The following is a 15,535-nucleotide window of genomic DNA, read 5'->3' on the forward strand; positions in this document are numbered from 1 at the left end:
TCTCAGGCCTTCGCGGTGTCCTTGCGGTACATCCAAGCGGCTGTCCCGGCGAACACCAGCCCGTACACGACCAGCACGGCGACGTCCCCGGCGTGCGGGGCCCGGCCGGACTCGACGGCCTGGCCGAGCGCCGCGTACGGCCGGGCCGGCAGCAGGTTCGCGATGTCGCGCAGCCAGCCGGGGAAGGAGTCGAAGGGCACCCACAGGCCGCCGAGCAGGGCGAGCCCGAAGTAGGCGATCATCGCGACGGGGCGGGCGGTCTCCGCCGAGGCGACGTAGCCGATGGCCACGCCCAGCGCGGCGAAGACGAAGCTCCCCGCCCAGCTGGTGAGCAGCACCCCGGCCCACTGCCAGGCGGCCATCCGCACGCCCTTCACGGCGCCGCCGGCGAGCAGTACGAGCACGATCGAGGGCAGGCTGACGGTGGCGGCCGCGGCCACCTTGGCCAGGACGTATCCGCGCCCGGGGAGCGCGGTGAGCCGCAGCTGGCGCACCCAGCCCTTGTCGCGCTCCCGGGCGATCCGCTCGGAGTTGCCCATGAGCACGGCGGTCATGGCGCCGAAGGCGCACATCGCGACCATGTAGTACGGCACCATGGCGGCCTTCTGGCCGGCCGTCAGGATCATGAAGAGCAGCACCGGGTACAGCACCGAGAAGAACATGAACTTGCGGTTGCGCAGGACGCGCAGGATCTCCAGCCGGGCCAGCGTCCTCATCGCGCCGCCACCTCCTTCTCGGACGACTCCGTGATGGCCAGGAAGGCCTGCTCCAGGCCGAGCCCGGCGACCTCCAGGTGCCGGGGGTAGAGCCCGGCGGCGTAGACGGCGTGCACCGTCGCGTCGGCGTCCGTGGAGCGGATGCGCACCGTGCGGCCGGTGATCTCCACGTCCGTGACCCGCGGCAGTGCCCGCAGGGCGGACTCCTCCGGCGGGGTGTCCAGGTCGAAGACGATACGCCGGACCCCGGCCCGTGCCTTGATCTCGGCGGCGGTGCCGTCGGCCGCCAGCCGGCCGCCCTGCAGGACGAGCACCCGGTCGGCGACGGCGTCCGCCTCCTCCAGGTAGTGGGTCGCGAAGAGCACTGTGCGGCCCTGCTTCACCTGGCCGCGCATGGCCTCCCAGAAGGCCTGCCGGGCGGAGACGTCCATGCCGGTGGTGGGCTCGTCGAGGATCAGCAGGTCGCTCGCGCCCGCCGTGGCCAGGGCGAAGCGCACGCGCTGCTCCTGGCCGCCGGAGAGCTTGTCGACCTTGCGGTCGGCGAGGGACTCCAGTCCGGCGGCCGCCATCACCTCGGCGACGGGGCGGGCGCGCGGGTGCAGGTCGCAGGCGAGCCGTACGAGTTCGCGCACGGTGACCTCCTCCATGAGGCCGCCGCTCTGGAGCACGGCCCCCACCCGGCCCTCGGCGATCGCCCGGCGCGGGGTGGTGCCGAAGACCTCGACGGTGCCGGAGTCGGGGGTGCGCAACCCCAGCAGCAGGTCGAGGGTGGTCGACTTGCCGGCGCCGTTGGGGCCCAGCAGGGCGACGGTCTCACCGGGGTGGAGGGTCAGGCTCAGGTCGTCGACGGCCCGGACCTGACCGAAGCTCTTGCTCACGTGCGTGAACACTGTTGCGGTCATGGCTGCAGCCTCGCCGACGGCGGGGTCGAGGCGGCAGTGCCGGGCGTCCTGTCCCGCGGATGACAGATGTCATGGGTGTGGCCCCGGTACGGGTACCGGGGCCACACCGTCACGCGGGGATCGGGCGACCGGGCGTCAGGAGGTGCCCTCGATGGTCACCGTCTTCTTGGCGGTGTCGGAGGTCTGCAGCGCGGGCAGCATCGCGGAGGCGACGTCCTCCGGGGTGACGGCGGTCTTGCTGCCGTCGCCGCGTTCGACCAGCACACCGTCGAAGGCGCCGCCGTACAGGCCCTGGAGCACCTTGCGGTCGATGTACGGGGTCAGTTTGCCGTCCTGGTCCGGCACCATCGTGAGGATCTGCGACAGCGACTTCTGCGGGCTGAACGGGATCTCCGCGGCGCCCGCGCGGACCGTGACGAACCCTGACATGGCCGTCTTGCCGAAGCCGTCGACGGCCTTGTCGAGCTCCTCCTGGGTCACCTTGGGCTCGACGGTGGTGGCCTTCAGGCTCACCGTGCCCGGCTTGCCGGTGGCGACCTGCGTGGAGTACGCGCCGATGACCGCGTCGATCGAGGCGGCCGCGTCCACGCCCTGATGGGGCTTGCCGGGGACGGCGACGGCCTTGCCGTTCACGAACTTGACCATGCCCTCGGAGCCGGAACCCCCGAGCCCCTGGGAGAGCTTCTCCAGCTGCGCGCGGAGCTTCTCGTTGTCCGTCGTCAGCACCGGGTCGGCCGCACGCGAGACGCCGAACAGCGAGCCGATGACGGTGACCGGGTTGTAGTCGCGGTGCGCCACGTTGCCGACGGTCGCGTCGGTGTCGAAGACGAGACCGGCGGCCGCGGGCTTGAGCGCCTTGCGCTCGTCGCCGATGGTGACGGTGATCGGCGCGTTCTTGCGGGAGCCGAGCGCCTGGTCGAGGAGCGCGACGGCCTGGTCCTTGGTCTTGCCGCCGATCCCGACGCCGTAGACGGTCGTACCGGCCGGCACGTCGGAGTGGTCCATCAGCAGCCCGGCGCCGTAGGTGATGCCGAGCACGCCGAGCACGCCGACGCCCACCAGTATGAGCTTGGAGCGGCCCTTGGCCTTGGGCTCCGCCGCGCTCTGGCGGGCGGGGGGCGCCGCCGGCTCGTCCTGCTCGAAGCGGTACATCTCGCCGCCGGCCGGGGCCGGCCGCGTGGCCGACGGCCCCGCGGGGGGAACCGCCGGGATGCCGCTGACGACGGTGTCCCCGGACAGCCGCTCGGACGCGGAGGGCGGGAACGGCGTCGGGTACGGCGAGCGGCCGGCCGCGGGCCCCGCCGGGGGCACGCGCATCTCACCGGTGACCGGGCCCGCGGTGGGTCCGGACGGCGGCTGCTGCCCCGGGAAGGGCAGACCGGCTCCGGGACCCGCGGGTCCCGCGCCGGGACCGCCGGGGAACGGGCGCTGCGCCGGACCACCGGGGCCACCGGGGCCACCGGGACCACCGGGACCACCGGGCGGCACGGGACCGCCGGGACCCACCGGACCACCCGGCGCCACAGGACCGCCGGGACCGGCCGGGCCGACCGCGCCGTCGTTCAGGTAGGGGATGCCACCGCGCCGGGGCGCGCCGGGGGCGGGACCCGGTCCGGGGACCGGACCGCGCTCCGGGGGGGCGGGCTGGGCGGGGATGTCGCCGCGCTGCATCGGCTGGGTGAGCTCGGGGGCGGAGAACTCCTGGGTCGCCTCGGGGGCGGCCGGCGCGGCCTTCCGCGGCGCGAACCAGTCGCTCGTCGGCTTCTCGCCCCTCGGCGCGGGAGCCGGCTCCGCGGCGGGCTCCGGCACGGGCGCCGGGGCGCCCTGACCGGCCCCGGTGCCGCCGCCGGCGTTCCAGCCGGCGGGCGGGGCCGACTCGGCCGCGGGGGCGGCCGGTGCGGACCCGCCGGGCGCCTCGCCCTCCGCGCCGCCCTCGACGGGCGTACGGACGACGACCGGCGGGATCGGCCGGGACCCGGGGATGTTGATGCGCACCCGGGTGGTCAGTGTGGTCTCGGTCTTGGTCTCCTCCGCTGCGGGAGCATCGGCGGGCTCCCCGTTCGCAGCACCCTCGCGCGGACCCTCCTGCGGATGCAGCGACGGAAACGGTCGGGTTCCGTACGGCGGGGTACCCGACGGGTACGCGGCTCCGCCCCGGCCCTGGGGGCCGGGGGACGGACGATCAGTTTCACGACTCAAAGCAGGCTCTCCCGGTTCGCTTCGCCACCCGTCACGGCCTTTCCGCGGGCGGCCCGGCGGCGCGCACCACCATACTGGGCACCGCGTCGGAGCCGCCTGCCCGCCGGAGGGAGACCGCCCTGATCAAAGGGGTTTATGTGACGTCGGCCATCAAAACGGACGACGTTCGCTCCGTAACGGACGCAACGTGGCGCCTATGGTGCCTCAAGTGATCCACTGGCGGGAGGACGGGGTTGCACAAGCGTGGCCGACATCACGCCCGCCATCGCTCCGCCCAACAGGTAGACGTACGGGCTGATTCCGTTGGCGAACAGGAAATCACCCTCCGGGCGGGCGGAACTGAGCAGCATCACGGTGATCAGCCACAGCGCCGCCGGCACCACGGCGCCCAGCCGCGTGCCGGTGAGCCTGGCACCGCCGTGGAAGAGCGCCGCGCTCCCGGCGAGCGCGAGCAGCAACCCGCCCGGGAACCAGGCGGCCTGGACCAGCGACCCCGCGACGCCGACCAGGGCGCCCAGGACCGCGAGCACGGGGTAGGCCGCGCGCCTCATGCCCCGGTCCCCGCGAACAGGTCGTCCTCCAGGTCCCCGGCCGGCGCGGGGCCGCCCTTGACCAGGCGGTAGAACTCGGCGCCGAACAGGGGCTGTCCGAGGTCGTTGGAGAGGGCGAAGAACGGGCCGTCGACCGCGATCTGGGTGACGTGGGCCTTCATCGCCGCGGCCTTCCGCTCGGCGTAGCGGGCCTCCACGTCGATGGCGGCGGTCACCTGGTCGTCGTCGACCAGGCCCGGGACGTCGTCGGCGGTCGCGATGCCCTCGAAGGGGATCTGCCCGCCGGCCGCGTGCAGCCGGGCGAAGCCCTCCTCGACCACGCGGCGCGGGATGCAGTTCCAGTAGATCTTGGCGATGGAGTGCGGGCCGCCGAGGTCGCGCCGGTAGGCCGGCTCCGCGGCCAGTTCCGCGGCGCGCATGGCGACCCGGTGCGCCTTGATGTGGTCGGGGTGGCCGTAGCCGCCGTCGGGGTCGTAGGCGACCAGGACCTGCGGACGGACCTCGCGGATCACCTCCACGAGGTACGCGGCCGCGAGGTCGAGGTCCGCCTGCCAGAAGCTGTCGGGCCGGTCGTTCTGCGGCACGCCCATCATCCCGGAGTCCCGGAAGCGGCCGGGGCCGCCCAGGAAACGGTGGTCGGTGACGCCGAGCTGGACCATGGCGTCGGCGAGTTCGCCGGTCCGGTGCGCGCCGAGGGTGTCGTCGCGATCCGGTGCCAGGTGTGCCAGCTCGGGCGGGATGACCTCGCCCTCCTCACCGAGGGTGCACGTCACCAGGGTGACGTGCGCGCCCTCGGCGGCGTACTTGGCCATGGTGGCGCCGTTGTTGATCGACTCGTCGTCGGGATGCGCGTGGACGAGCAGCAGTCGCCGGGCGGGCAGTGCGGTCATGAGGAGAGCCTAGGGCAGGCCCTGCGGCTGTCCCGGGGTGAGCCACGGGCTCAGAACTTGAAGTCCCCGATCATGCCGGCGACATTGCTGGTGAGGTCCCGGATCGTCGGCGCGATGGACGAACTCGCCAGGTAGAACCCGAGCAGTACGCAGACCACCGCGTGCCCCGCTTTCAAACCGGCCTTCCTGACCAGCAGGAAGACGACGATCAGCAGCAGCAGCACCGCCGAAATCGAAAGTGCCACAGCGGCTCACCTCCAGGGCCTCGTGGTCCGACAGCAGTTGCCAACCGTTTGTTACCCACTCTCGGCAGTGGATCATAACTTTGTGGCGCACCGCATAGCTCGTCGCACGGGAGCACACGGGGGCGCATGGCCGGATCTCGCGGTTGGCGTGCGCGGGGCACACCGGCGGGCGGGTGACACACTCCCCCCATGACGCAAGCGCTCTCGTTCCCGCGGCAGTACGCCCGCACACAGCGGTTCTCGCTCGGCGCCCCGCGCGCCTTCACCGTGTCGCCGGACGGCGACCGGGTCGTCTTCCTGCGCTCCCGTTCCGGCACCGACCGCTCGCACCTGCTGTGGGTGCTGGACCCGGAGTCCGGCGCCGAGCGGGTCGCGGCGGACCCCGCGGTGCTGCTGTCCGGCGCGGCGGAGGAGTTGTCGCCGCAGGAGAGGGCGCGCCGGGAGCGCAGCCGGGAGGGCTCGGCCGGAATCGTCGGCTACGCGACCGACGACGCGGTGGAACTGGCCGCGTTCGCCTTGTCCGGGCGGCTGTTCACGGCGGAGCTGCGGGCTGGCACGGCCCGGGAGATCGCCGTGCCGGGTCCGGTGGTGGACCCGCGTCCGTCGCCGGACGGCCGCCTGGTGGCCTACGTGGCGGACGGCGCGCTGCGCGTGGTGGCCGCCGACGGCGGCGGGGACCGGGTGCTGGCCGGACCGGAGGGCCCGGACGTCACCTACGGTCTGGCCGAGTTCATCGCCGCCGAGGAGATGTCCCGCAGCCGCGGCTACTGGTGGTCCCCGGACGGCGCAGGCGTACTGGCGGCCCGGGTGGACACGTCGCCGGTCCACCGCTGGTGGATCGCCGACCCCGCGAACCCCGGGCAGGCACCGGCCGAGGTGGCCTACCCGGCGGCGGGCACGCCGAACGCCGAGGTCACGCTGGTGCTGCTGACGCTGGACGGCACGGCCACCGCGGTGGAGTGGGACCGCGAGCGCTACCCGTACCTGGCACAGGTGCACTGGTCGGCGGCGGGTCCGCCGCTGCTGCTCGTCCAGACCCGCGACCAGCGCGAGCAGCTGTACCTGGCGGTGGACACCGCCACCGGAGGCACCCGGGAGGTGCACCGGGACCGCGACGGAATCTGGCTCGATCTTTTCGCCGGGGTGCCCGCGTGGATGTCCGGCGAGCGCCTGGTCCGGATCTCGGACGAGAACGGCTCGCGGTCGTTGTTCGTCGGCGAACACCCGTGGACGGGACCGGAGTTGCACGTGCGTGCGATGCTCGGAAGGGATGGCGACGGCATCCTGCTGTCGGCCTCCGCGGGGCACGGCGCCAAGGACCCGGAGATCGGCGAGATCCATGTGTACCGGGCCGACGGGGGGCCGGGCGGACCGGTCCGGCTGAGCGATGCGCCGGGCGTGCACTCCGCGGTGCGTGCCGGGGCCGTCACGGTGCTGTCGTCCGCGTCGCCGGAGTCGGCGGCCACGGCCGTGCGGGTGCTGCGGGACGGTGAGCGGGTGGCGGAGATCGGCTCCCACTCCGAGACCCCGGTCCTCACCGCGCGCCCGGCGCTGGTCAGCGCCGGCGAGCGCGGCGTCCCGGCGGCGGTGCTGCTCCCCTCGGGGCACCGTGAGGGCGACGGGCCGCTGCCGGTGCTGATGGACCCCTACGGCGGGCCGCACGGCCAGATGGTGGTGAGCGCCCAGCGCGGCTATCTGCAGGCGCAGTGGCTGGCCGACCAGGGCTTCGCGGTGGTCGTCGCCGACGGCCGGGGCACCCCCGGGCACTCCCCCGCCTGGGAGAAGGCGATCGCCGGCGACTTCGCGGGCGTCACGCTCGACGACCAGGTCCACGCGCTGCACGCGCTGGCCGGCCACTACCCCCTGGACCTCACCCGGGTGGGCATCCGCGGCTGGTCCTACGGCGGCTACCTGGCGGCGCTCGCGGTGCTGCGCCGCCCGGACGTCTTCCACGCCGCGGTGGCGGGCGCCCCGGTGACCGACTTTCGGCTGTACGACACGCACTACACCGAGCGCTACCTCGGCCACCCCGAGGAGGCGCCGGCGGTGTACGCCGCCAACTCCCTGGTCACCGACGCCGGTCTGAGCGACCCGGCGGACGAGGTCCGGCCGCTGATGATCATCCACGGCCTCGCCGACGACAACGTGGTGGCCGCCCACACCCTGCGGCTGTCCTCCGCGCTGCTGGCCGCCGGCCGCCCGCACGAGGTGCTGCCGCTGTCCGGGGTCACGCACATGACGCCGCAGGAGGAGGTCGCCGAGAACCTGCTCCTGCTCCAGGTCGCGTTCCTCAAGCGCTCCCTGGGCATCTCGCGGGGTTAGGCCCGGAGAGGGCCCTGCCTAAGGCGGGTCCTGCAGATACGCCGCCCGCGCCTCGGAGGCGGGGCCGGGCGGCGGCGGCTGCTGCCCGTAGGAGCCGAAGACGGGGAGGACGGCGGTCTGCTCGTACAGCGGCATGGACAGGTTGTCGGCGGCCGCCGGGATCTCCGCCTCCACGTACGGGTCGCCGCCGGGCACGCCCACCGCCGCCAGGTCGCCGGGGACGAGCAGCAGCGTCACCACCAGGGCGGCGCCCACCGCGAAGGCGGCGGCGAAGTCGTCGGCGCCCGGGGCGTCGATCCGGGAGGTGCCGATGACCGGTACCGCGGTCACGGTCGCCAGTGCGGCCACGGAGATGCCCAGCGCACGGGCGAACGGGGCCCGCGCGAACGCGGCGAGGCCCGCGGCCGCGGCCAGCCCGGCGGTCGTCCAGACCAGCCACTCGTAGGGCGCGCCCAGTTGGGAGTCGACCAGGTAGCCGCCCTTGGCGGTGCGCCAGAGGAAGCCCGGTGGCAGCAGCGCCCGCGGGTCGGACCGCCGGGAGAACTCCAGGACGCCGGCGATGAGCGCGACCACCAGCAGCAGCATCCCCGCCAGCACGCCGGCCGCGGGCCGCGGCGGGGCGGGCGCGTCCTCGCCGGTGCGCCGTACGACGAGGAGCAGCACGAGGGCGCCGGCGATCTGCCCGCCCGCGGTCAGCAGCAGCGCCCCCTGCAGTCCGGGCGGGCCGCCGCCCGCGGAGGGGGCCAGGAGGTACACCGTGGGGGTGCGTAGTGCGAGGGTGACCACCGCGGCCGCCCCGAGGACCCCGACGCCGCCGGGCTTGAGGGACGCGACCGCGGCGGCCACGTAGAGCCCGAGGAGCAGCAGGTCCACGGTGGAGGTCACCAGCGGCGCCCCGCCGACCGGCACCGCGAGTCCCGCCCACACCCTGACGGCACCCTCCGCCCGGAACTGCACGAGGTCCTGGCCCAGCCAGACCGCCTCGGCGGCCCCCAGGGCGGCACAGACCGTTCCTCCGAGCCGATACGCCCGCCGCATGGCCACCTCCCCGGCCCTTCCGGCAGCACTGTCGTTTGGCCTTCGCAGGGGGATACGCAGCGGACCGCCCCGCCGTTCACCGCGGACGCACGGCGGCCGGCCGGGGTGATGCGCGATCACCCCGGCCGGCCCACGGCACCCGCACGGCCGTACGCTGCTCAGCGTGGCACGTCCGTATATCGGTGATGCTTCGGTCAAGTTGCCTGCGTGTAAAAGAGTTTCATCCTGAATCCTCCGCATTCGCCGACGGAATGCGGAAGGTGTCAAGCACGCGTTCACGACAGTATCCAAAACCTTGCCCCAAGATAACGGCGATCTTGTCTTCCGATCGCTTCACCCCCTTGACTGGCCGCCAAATCCATTGCCCAATACCGGCTAGCTAGCCACGGGCGTTCACAGGCGCCACCAAAACTCTTTGGTGCGGGGGCAGATGACCATGTCCAGTCCGAGCACGGCCGCGAAGGGGCCGGAACCCGTTCCGGCAGAGGCGCCCGCCCATGTCGAGGGCACCGGGAAGCAGCCCTCGGAACTCGTCGGGCGCTCCCCCGGCCGGCTCGCCTGGCTGCGCTTCCGGCGCGACCGCACGGGCATGATCTGCGCCGGCGTCGTCATCTTCTACCTGGTCGTGGCGCTGGCCGCGCCGCTGATCTCCAAGGTGTACGGGAAGAACCCGTACGAGCTGTACGGCCAGGACCTCGGGCTGCTGAACAGCTACGGGATCCCGCTCAAGCCCAACGGCGGCATCGACGGCGACTTCTGGTTCGGCCTCGAACCCCAGCTCGGCCGGGACGTGTTCACCCTGCTGATCTACGGGATCCGCACCTCGCTCGGCATCGCCCTCGCCGTGACCACCGTCTCCGTCGTCGTCGGCGTGCTGATCGGGCTCGTCCAGGGCTATCTCGGCGGGCGCAGCGACTACTTCCTGGGCCGGTTCTCGGACCTGATGCTCTCCTTCCCGCAGCAGTTGTTCTTCATCGCCTTCACCCCGGTGATCGTGGCGCTCTTCGTCTCCCCGCGCGACGAGGAGCCGACCTATGTGCGCATCGCGGCGCTGGTCATCGTCCAGTTCGTGCTCGGCTGGATGAGCGTGGGCCGGCTGGTCCGGGCCCAGGTGCTGAGCCTGCGCGAACGCGAGTTCATCGAGGCCGCGCGGATCAGCGGCGCCTCGTCGGGGCGGATCATCCGCAAGGAACTGCTGCCCAACATCTGGTCCACGATCCTCGTCCAGTCGACCCTGCTGCTCCCGGTGAACGTCACCGCCGAGGCGGGCCTTTCCTATCTCGGCGTCGGAATCCTGCCGCCCACCCCGGACTGGGGACTGATGTTCCAGCAGGCCGCGGCGTACTACGAATCCGACGTCACGTTCATGTTCTTCCCCGGCATCGCCATGGTGATCTTCGTGGTCGCCTTCAACCTGCTCGGGGACTCGGTCCGGGACGCACTCGATCCCAAGACCGTGCGCTAGGTGTCCAGGCCGCCGCGCCGGGCCCCTGTGGGGGGAGACCGGGCACGTCGGTATCCGCAGTTCGGTTCACTGACAGGCAGGGATCAATGAGAATTCGCAAGGCGCGTCATGCCTCCGCGTTCCTGGCGTTGGGAGCTCTGGCACTGTCCGCCGCGTGCAGCAGCGGTGGCGGCGGGGGGACGGGCACCGGCGGCGGCGAGGGCAAGCAGGCCACCGTGCAGAACTTCGGCATCGGCACGGCCGCCGACTCCAAGGGCCCCGCCCCGGAGGTCCCGGGCGCCACGAAGGGCGGCACGGCGTACGACCTCGACCAGGCGGGCTTCGACTACCTGGACCCCGGCCAGCAGTACGTCAGCGATCAGTTGTCGGTCCAGCTGCTCTACAACCGCTCGCTGACCGGCTACAAGATCGACGCCAAGACCGGCAAGACGATCCTGGTGGGCGACCTCGCCACCGACACCGGCAAGTCCTCCGACGGCGCGAAGACCTGGACCTACACCCTCAAGGACGGCCTGAAGTTCGAGGACGGCTCCCCGGTCACCTCCAAGGACGTCAAGTACGGCATCGAGCGGCTGTTCGCCGACTACCAGACGCAGGGTCCTCAGTACATCCAGAAGTGGCTCTACGGCGCCGACTACCGCAAGGCCTACACGGGCCCGTACGAGGGCAAGGAGATCCCCGCCGACAAGATCGACACCCCGGACGACAAGACCATCGTCTTCCACTTCCTGGAGGCGCACGCCGACGCGCCCTACGCGGCCGCGATGCCGAACATCTCGCCGGTGCCGAAGGCCAAGGACGACAAGCAGAAGTACAACAACCACCCGGTCTCGACCGGCCCGTACAAGATCGCCAGCTACAAGCCGGGCAAGGAACTGGTCTTCGAGCGCAACTCCAACTGGGACCCGAAGACCGACCCGATCCGCAACGCCTACCCGGACGGCTGGAACTTCCAGCTCGGCATCGCCGAGCCCGGCCTGACCAACCGGCTCGCGGCCGAGGACGGCAACGACAAGTACGCGGTGAACCTCTCCGGTTCCTCCGACCCGTCGAAGATGCAGACCCTGACGACGGACGCGCAGTACAAGTCGCGGACGGTGAACCAGTACCAGCCGTACGTCGAGGTCATCAACATCAACACCAAGCGGATCACCGACCCCAAGATCCGCCAGGCGATCATGTACGCCTTCCCGATGACCCAGGTCCAGCAGGCCTTCGGCGGCGGCGCGCAGGGCGAGCTCGGCACCACCCTGCTCAGCCCGACCGTGGCCGGCTGGAAGAAGTACGACCCCTTCGGCAAGCTCGACAAGCCCGCCGGTGACATCGAGAAGGCCAAGGAACTGCTGAAGGAGGCCGGGGTCACCGGCAAGGTCAAGCTCTCCTACGCCTACGCCAACACCCCGCGCTGGCAGAACGTGTCGCTGACCCTGGAGAAGGCCCTGGAGAAGGCCGGCTTCGACGTCCAGCGCAAGGCGATCGACCCGACCTCGTACTACACGGTCGTCGGCAAGGTCGACACCCCGTACGACATCTACCGCACCGGCTGGGGCGCGGACTGGCCCAGCGCCTCCACCGTGGTCCCGCCGACCCTGGACGGCCGCAACCTCGCCGACGGCACCAACAACTACTCGTTCCTCAACGACGAGCACGTCAACTCCGAGATCGACCGGATCCTGGCGGTCACGGACATCAAGAAGCAGAACGACGAGTGGCGGACCCTGTCGGAGTACGTGCTGAAGAACGACACGTCGCAGATCCCGTTCATCTTCGACAAGTACTTCAACATCCACGGCTCGGGCCTCGGCGGCGTCACCTACAACGAGGTCTACGGGACCATCAACCCGAACACGATCTTCGTCAAGCAGTAGCCACAGCGCACCCGCGCCGGTCCCGGCCTCTCCCCGGGCCGGGACCGGCGCCCCGACGGAACCGACGGAGAGCCTGACCCATGCTGCGTTTCCTGGTACGCCGTGTGCTGGGCGCGCTGGTCATCCTGCTGCTGATCAGCGCCATCACGTACTTCCTCTTCTTCTTCCTGCCGTCCGACCCGGCGCTGCTGTCCTGCGGCAAGAACTGCAGCCCGCAGAACGTGGCCCTGATCCGCAAGAACCTCGGCCTGGACCTGCCGATCTGGACCCAGTACTGGCACTTCATGGTCGGCATCTTCGCCGGCCGGGACATGCCCATCGGCCACTGCCCGGCGCCGTGCTTCGGCTACTCCTTCGCCGACCAGCAACTCGTCTGGGACACCATCGCCGACCGCTACCCGACCACGCTGTCGCTGGCGGCCGGCGGCGCCGCCGTCTTCCTGTGCGTCGGCGTCGGTCTCGGCCTCGTCTCCGCCTGGCAGCAGGGCAGGGCCTTCGACCGGATCGCCAGCGGCGTCTCGCTGGTCGGCAACTCCGTGCAGATCTACTTCCTCGGCCCGATCGCCATCGGCCTGTTCGCCTCCAGCTGGCACGTACTGGACCGCGGACACGACCCCGACTGGTCGCACGATCCATGGGGCTCGGTGCAGGGGCTGATCCTGCCCTGCATGGTGCTCTCGGTGATCTTCTGGTCCAACTACAGCCGGCAGACCCGCTCGCTGATGGTGGAGCAGATGTCCGAGGATCACATCCGGGCCGCCCGCGCCAAGGGCATGTCCTCCCGCTACGTGTTCCTGCGGTACGCGCTGCGCGGCGCCGCCGCCTCCATCATCACCATCTTCGGCATCGACCTGAGCTCCGTCCTCGGCGGTGCGATCATCACCGAGGTCACCTTCGGACTGCACGGCCTCGGCCTGCTCTCCGTGCAGGCGGTGCTCCGCAGCGACCTGCCGCTGGAGATGGCCGTGATGCTGATCGGCGCCACGATCATCGTCGTCTGCAACATCGTCGTCGACGCCGCCTACGCCCTCATCGACCCGCGGATCAGGCTGTCGTGAGCGGGACGCCTGCCGGCACGCAGAGGAGAAGCACCGTTGAGCATCCTCACCAAGACCGAGGCGGGGCCGCCCGGGCCCGGGGACCCCGCGCCGTCCGGGCCGTTCCTGTCGGTCCGCGACCTGTACGTGCAGTTCGCCACCGAGGACGGCGTGGTCAAGGCCGTCGACGGGCTCTCCTTCGACGTGGAGCGGGGCAGGACTCTGGGCATCGTCGGCGAGTCCGGCTCCGGCAAGTCGGTCACCAACCTGGCCGTCCTCGGTCTGCACAACCCGCGGAACACCACCATCCGCGGCGAGATCGTGCTGGACGGGCAGGAGCTGACGGGCGCCTCCGAGCGGACCCTGGAACGGCTGCGCGGCCGGAAGATGGCGATGATCTTCCAGGACTCGCTCACCGCGCTCTCCCCGTACTACACGGTCGGCCGGCAGATCGCCGAGCCGTACATGAAGCACATGGGCGCCTCGAGGAAGGCCGCCCGGGAGCGGGCGATCGAGATGCTGGCGCGGGTGGGGATCCCGCAGCCGCGGCTGCGGGTGGACGACTTCCCGCACCAGTTCTCCGGGGGCATGCGGCAGCGCGCGATGATCGCGATGGCGCTGGTCTGCGACCCGGCGCTGGTCATCGCGGACGAGCCGACGACGGCCCTGGACGTCACCGTGCAGGCACAGATCCTCGACCTGCTGAAGGACCTGCAGCGGGAGACCGGCACGGCGATCGTCATCATCACCCACGACCTCGGGGTGGTCGCCAACACGGCGGACTACGTGATGGTGATGTACGCGGGGCGCTGCGTGGAGCGCGGCACCGTGCGCGAGATCCTGAAGTCGCCCGAACACCCCTACTCATGGGGCCTGCTGACCTCCATCCCGCGGCTGTCGGCACCGGTGGACCTGCCCCTGTCCCCGATCCCCGGCACCCCGCCCAGCCTTCTCAACCCGCCCTCCGGGTGCCCCTTCCATCCGCGCTGCGCCTTCACCGAGGAGGTCGGCGGCGGGCGCTGCGCGACCGTGCGGCCCGGCATACCCGAGGACGAGCGGCGCGGCTCCGCCTGCCATCTGGGCCGGGAACGGAAGCGGGAGATCTTCACCGGGCGGATCCAGCCGCGGCTGGGCGGGGGTGCGCGGTGAGCGCCCCGCAGCAGGACCACGTGCCGAGGGAGACCATGAACCCGCTGCTCGAAGTGACCGGCCTGCGCAAGTACTTCCCCGTGCGGGGCGGCTTCCTGGTCAAGCGCCATGTGGCGGACGTACGGGCGGTCGACGGCATCGACTTCACCATCGCCGAGGGCGAGAGCCTCGGCCTGGTCGGCGAGTCGGGCTGCGGCAAGTCCACCACCGGGCGGCTGGTGACGAGGCTGCTGGAGCCCAGTGCGGGACGGATCGGCTACCGGGGACGGGACATCACCCACTCCTCGCGCAAGGAGCTGGCACCGATCCGCTCCGAGATCCAGATGATCTTCCAGGATCCGTACGCCTCGCTGAACCCGCGGCAGACCGTCGGGCACATCGTGTCGGCACCGCTGGAGATCAACGGGATCAACCCACCGGGCGGCCGCGAGAAGCGGGTCCGCGAGCTGCTGGAGACCGTGGGCCTCAATCCCGAGCACTACAACCGCTTCCCGCACGAGTTCTCCGGCGGCCAGCGGCAGCGCATCGGGGTGGCCAGGGCGCTGGCGCTGGAGCCCAGGCTCATCGTGGCGGACGAGCCGGTCTCGGCGCTGGACGTGTCCATCCAGGCCCAGGTGGTCAACCTGCTGCAGCGCCTGCAGCAGGAACTGGGGATCGCTTTCCTCTTCATCGCCCACGACCTGGCGGTGGTACGGCACTTCTCGCAGCGCGTGGCCGTGATGTACCTCGGGCGGATCGTGGAGGTCGGCGAGCGCCGGGACATCTACGAGCGGCCCCGCCACCCGTACACCCACGCGCTGCTGTCCGCCTCCCCCGAACCGGACCCGGACGACCGGTACGCGACCGAGAGGATCCGCCTCGCCGGCGACGTGCCCTCGCCCGTGTCGCCGCCGTCCGGCTGCCGCTTCCGCACACGCTGCTGGAAGGCGCAGGACAGGTGCGCGACCGAGGAGCCGCCCCTGGTCCGCCTGGAGGGGAACCGGGAGGGGCACCTGAGTGCGTGCCACTTCCCCGAGGAACCGACGACCGCGGCACGGGGCGAGGACATCGTCCTCGACCCCGCACTCGCCGCGATCGAGGAGACGCCCGCCGACAAGACCCTTTGACCCGGGCCGACAGGACGTCTCCGTTCGGACCCCGGCCCGCGCCCACA

The 15,535-nt window shown here is 71.7% G+C and carries 13 protein-coding genes; 6 read left to right on the forward strand and 7 right to left on the reverse strand.

Features of this window, described 5'->3' with window-relative positions; all coding sequences use genetic code 11:
* Positions 1-2: 2 nt before the first annotated feature.
* From OIE69_RS16000 to OIE69_RS16025, 6 genes are all read right to left on the reverse strand, one after another.
* Positions 3-716, reverse strand: coding sequence for an ABC transporter permease (locus OIE69_RS16000; RefSeq protein ID WP_326572600.1), 714 nt, complete (start codon positions 714-716; stop codon positions 3-5).
* Complete coding sequence (locus OIE69_RS16005; protein WP_326572601.1) at positions 713-1,618, reverse strand: ABC transporter ATP-binding protein; 906 nt, start codon at positions 1,616-1,618, stop codon at positions 713-715. The genes OIE69_RS16000 and OIE69_RS16005 overlap by 4 nt, the downstream gene beginning before the upstream one ends.
* Positions 1,619-1,753: 135 nt before the next feature.
* Positions 1,754-3,817 carry a VanW family protein gene (locus OIE69_RS16010; RefSeq protein ID WP_455550598.1) on the reverse strand — a complete coding sequence of 688 codons (2,064 nt, stop codon included), beginning with the start codon at positions 3,815-3,817 and terminating at the stop codon, positions 1,754-1,756.
* Positions 3,818-4,011: 194 nt separating this feature from the next.
* Positions 4,012-4,368, reverse strand: a complete 357-nt coding sequence (locus tag OIE69_RS16015; protein WP_326572603.1) for a DUF6113 family protein — start codon at positions 4,366-4,368, stop codon at positions 4,012-4,014.
* Positions 4,365-5,258, reverse strand: coding sequence for an N-acetyl-1-D-myo-inositol-2-amino-2-deoxy-alpha-D-glucopyranoside deacetylase (gene mshB / locus OIE69_RS16020; RefSeq protein WP_326572604.1), 894 nt, complete (start codon positions 5,256-5,258; stop codon positions 4,365-4,367). The genes OIE69_RS16015 and mshB overlap by 4 nt, the downstream gene beginning before the upstream one ends.
* 50 nt (positions 5,259-5,308) lie before the next feature.
* Positions 5,309-5,503 carry a hypothetical protein gene (locus tag OIE69_RS16025; RefSeq protein ID WP_026251431.1) on the reverse strand — a complete coding sequence of 65 codons (195 nt, stop codon included), beginning with the start codon at positions 5,501-5,503 and terminating at the stop codon, positions 5,309-5,311.
* Between the two features lie 189 nt (positions 5,504-5,692).
* Here OIE69_RS16025 and OIE69_RS16030 point away from each other — a divergent pair, with 189 nt between their 5' ends.
* Complete coding sequence (locus OIE69_RS16030; RefSeq protein WP_326572605.1) at positions 5,693-7,825, forward strand: S9 family peptidase; 2,133 nt, start codon at positions 5,693-5,695, stop codon at positions 7,823-7,825.
* An 18-nt stretch (positions 7,826-7,843) separates the two neighbouring features.
* Here the strand turns inward: OIE69_RS16030 and OIE69_RS16035 are convergent, their stop codons facing one another.
* Entirely contained in the window at positions 7,844-8,863 is a 1,020-nt protein-coding gene (locus tag OIE69_RS16035) for a hypothetical protein (protein WP_326572606.1), read from the reverse strand.
* 436 nt (positions 8,864-9,299) lie between these two features.
* Here OIE69_RS16035 and OIE69_RS16040 point away from each other — a divergent pair, with 436 nt between their 5' ends.
* The 5 genes from OIE69_RS16040 to OIE69_RS16060 all read left to right on the forward strand — a co-directional run bounded on the left by OIE69_RS16040 (position 9,300) and on the right by OIE69_RS16060 (position 15,488).
* Positions 9,300-10,328, forward strand: a complete 1,029-nt coding sequence (locus OIE69_RS16040; protein ID WP_326581191.1) for an ABC transporter permease — start codon at positions 9,300-9,302, stop codon at positions 10,326-10,328.
* An 86-nt stretch (positions 10,329-10,414) separates the two neighbouring features.
* Positions 10,415-12,196: an ABC transporter substrate-binding protein gene (locus tag OIE69_RS16045; RefSeq protein WP_326572607.1), complete on the forward strand. Its 1,782-nt coding sequence runs from the start codon at positions 10,415-10,417 to the stop codon at positions 12,194-12,196.
* An 80-nt stretch (positions 12,197-12,276) separates the two neighbouring features.
* Positions 12,277-13,254 (forward strand): ABC transporter permease, encoded by a 978-nt coding sequence (locus OIE69_RS16050; protein ID WP_326572608.1) that lies wholly within the window; start codon positions 12,277-12,279, stop codon positions 13,252-13,254.
* A gap of 36 nt (positions 13,255-13,290) precedes the next feature.
* Positions 13,291-14,382, forward strand: coding sequence for an ABC transporter ATP-binding protein (locus OIE69_RS16055; protein ID WP_326572609.1), 1,092 nt, complete (start codon positions 13,291-13,293; stop codon positions 14,380-14,382).
* A gap of 35 nt (positions 14,383-14,417) precedes the next feature.
* Positions 14,418-15,488, forward strand: coding sequence for an ABC transporter ATP-binding protein (locus tag OIE69_RS16060; protein ID WP_326581193.1), 1,071 nt, complete (start codon positions 14,418-14,420; stop codon positions 15,486-15,488).
* Positions 15,489-15,535 lie beyond the last annotated feature (47 nt).

Source organism: Actinacidiphila glaucinigra (assembly GCF_035918135.1).
Taxonomy (GTDB): Bacteria; Actinomycetota; Actinomycetes; order Streptomycetales; family Streptomycetaceae; genus Actinacidiphila; species Actinacidiphila glaucinigra.

Bases quoted from the DNA above. Each gene is read 5' to 3' on its own strand.
- OIE69_RS16040 (WP_326581191.1), top strand. From the start codon at position 9,300: ATGTCCAGTCCGAGCACGGCCGCGAAGGGGCCGGAACCCGTTCCGGCA.
- OIE69_RS16015 (WP_326572603.1), bottom strand. From the start codon at position 4,368: ATGAGGCGCGCGGCCTACCCCGTGCTCGCGGTCCTGGGCGCCCTGGTC.
- OIE69_RS16045 (WP_326572607.1), top strand. From the start codon at position 10,415: ATGAGAATTCGCAAGGCGCGTCATGCCTCCGCGTTCCTGGCGTTGGGA.
- OIE69_RS16035 (WP_326572606.1), bottom strand. From the start codon at position 8,863: ATGCGGCGGGCGTATCGGCTCGGAGGAACGGTCTGTGCCGCCCTGGGG.
- mshB (WP_326572604.1), bottom strand. From the start codon at position 5,258: ATGACCGCACTGCCCGCCCGGCGACTGCTGCTCGTCCACGCGCATCCC.
- OIE69_RS16030 (WP_326572605.1), top strand. From the start codon at position 5,693: ATGACGCAAGCGCTCTCGTTCCCGCGGCAGTACGCCCGCACACAGCGG.
- OIE69_RS16060 (WP_326581193.1), top strand. From the start codon at position 14,418: ATGAACCCGCTGCTCGAAGTGACCGGCCTGCGCAAGTACTTCCCCGTG.
- OIE69_RS16050 (WP_326572608.1), top strand. From the start codon at position 12,277: ATGCTGCGTTTCCTGGTACGCCGTGTGCTGGGCGCGCTGGTCATCCTG.
- OIE69_RS16000 (WP_326572600.1), bottom strand. From the start codon at position 716: ATGAGGACGCTGGCCCGGCTGGAGATCCTGCGCGTCCTGCGCAACCGC.
- OIE69_RS16005 (WP_326572601.1), bottom strand. From the start codon at position 1,618: ATGACCGCAACAGTGTTCACGCACGTGAGCAAGAGCTTCGGTCAGGTC.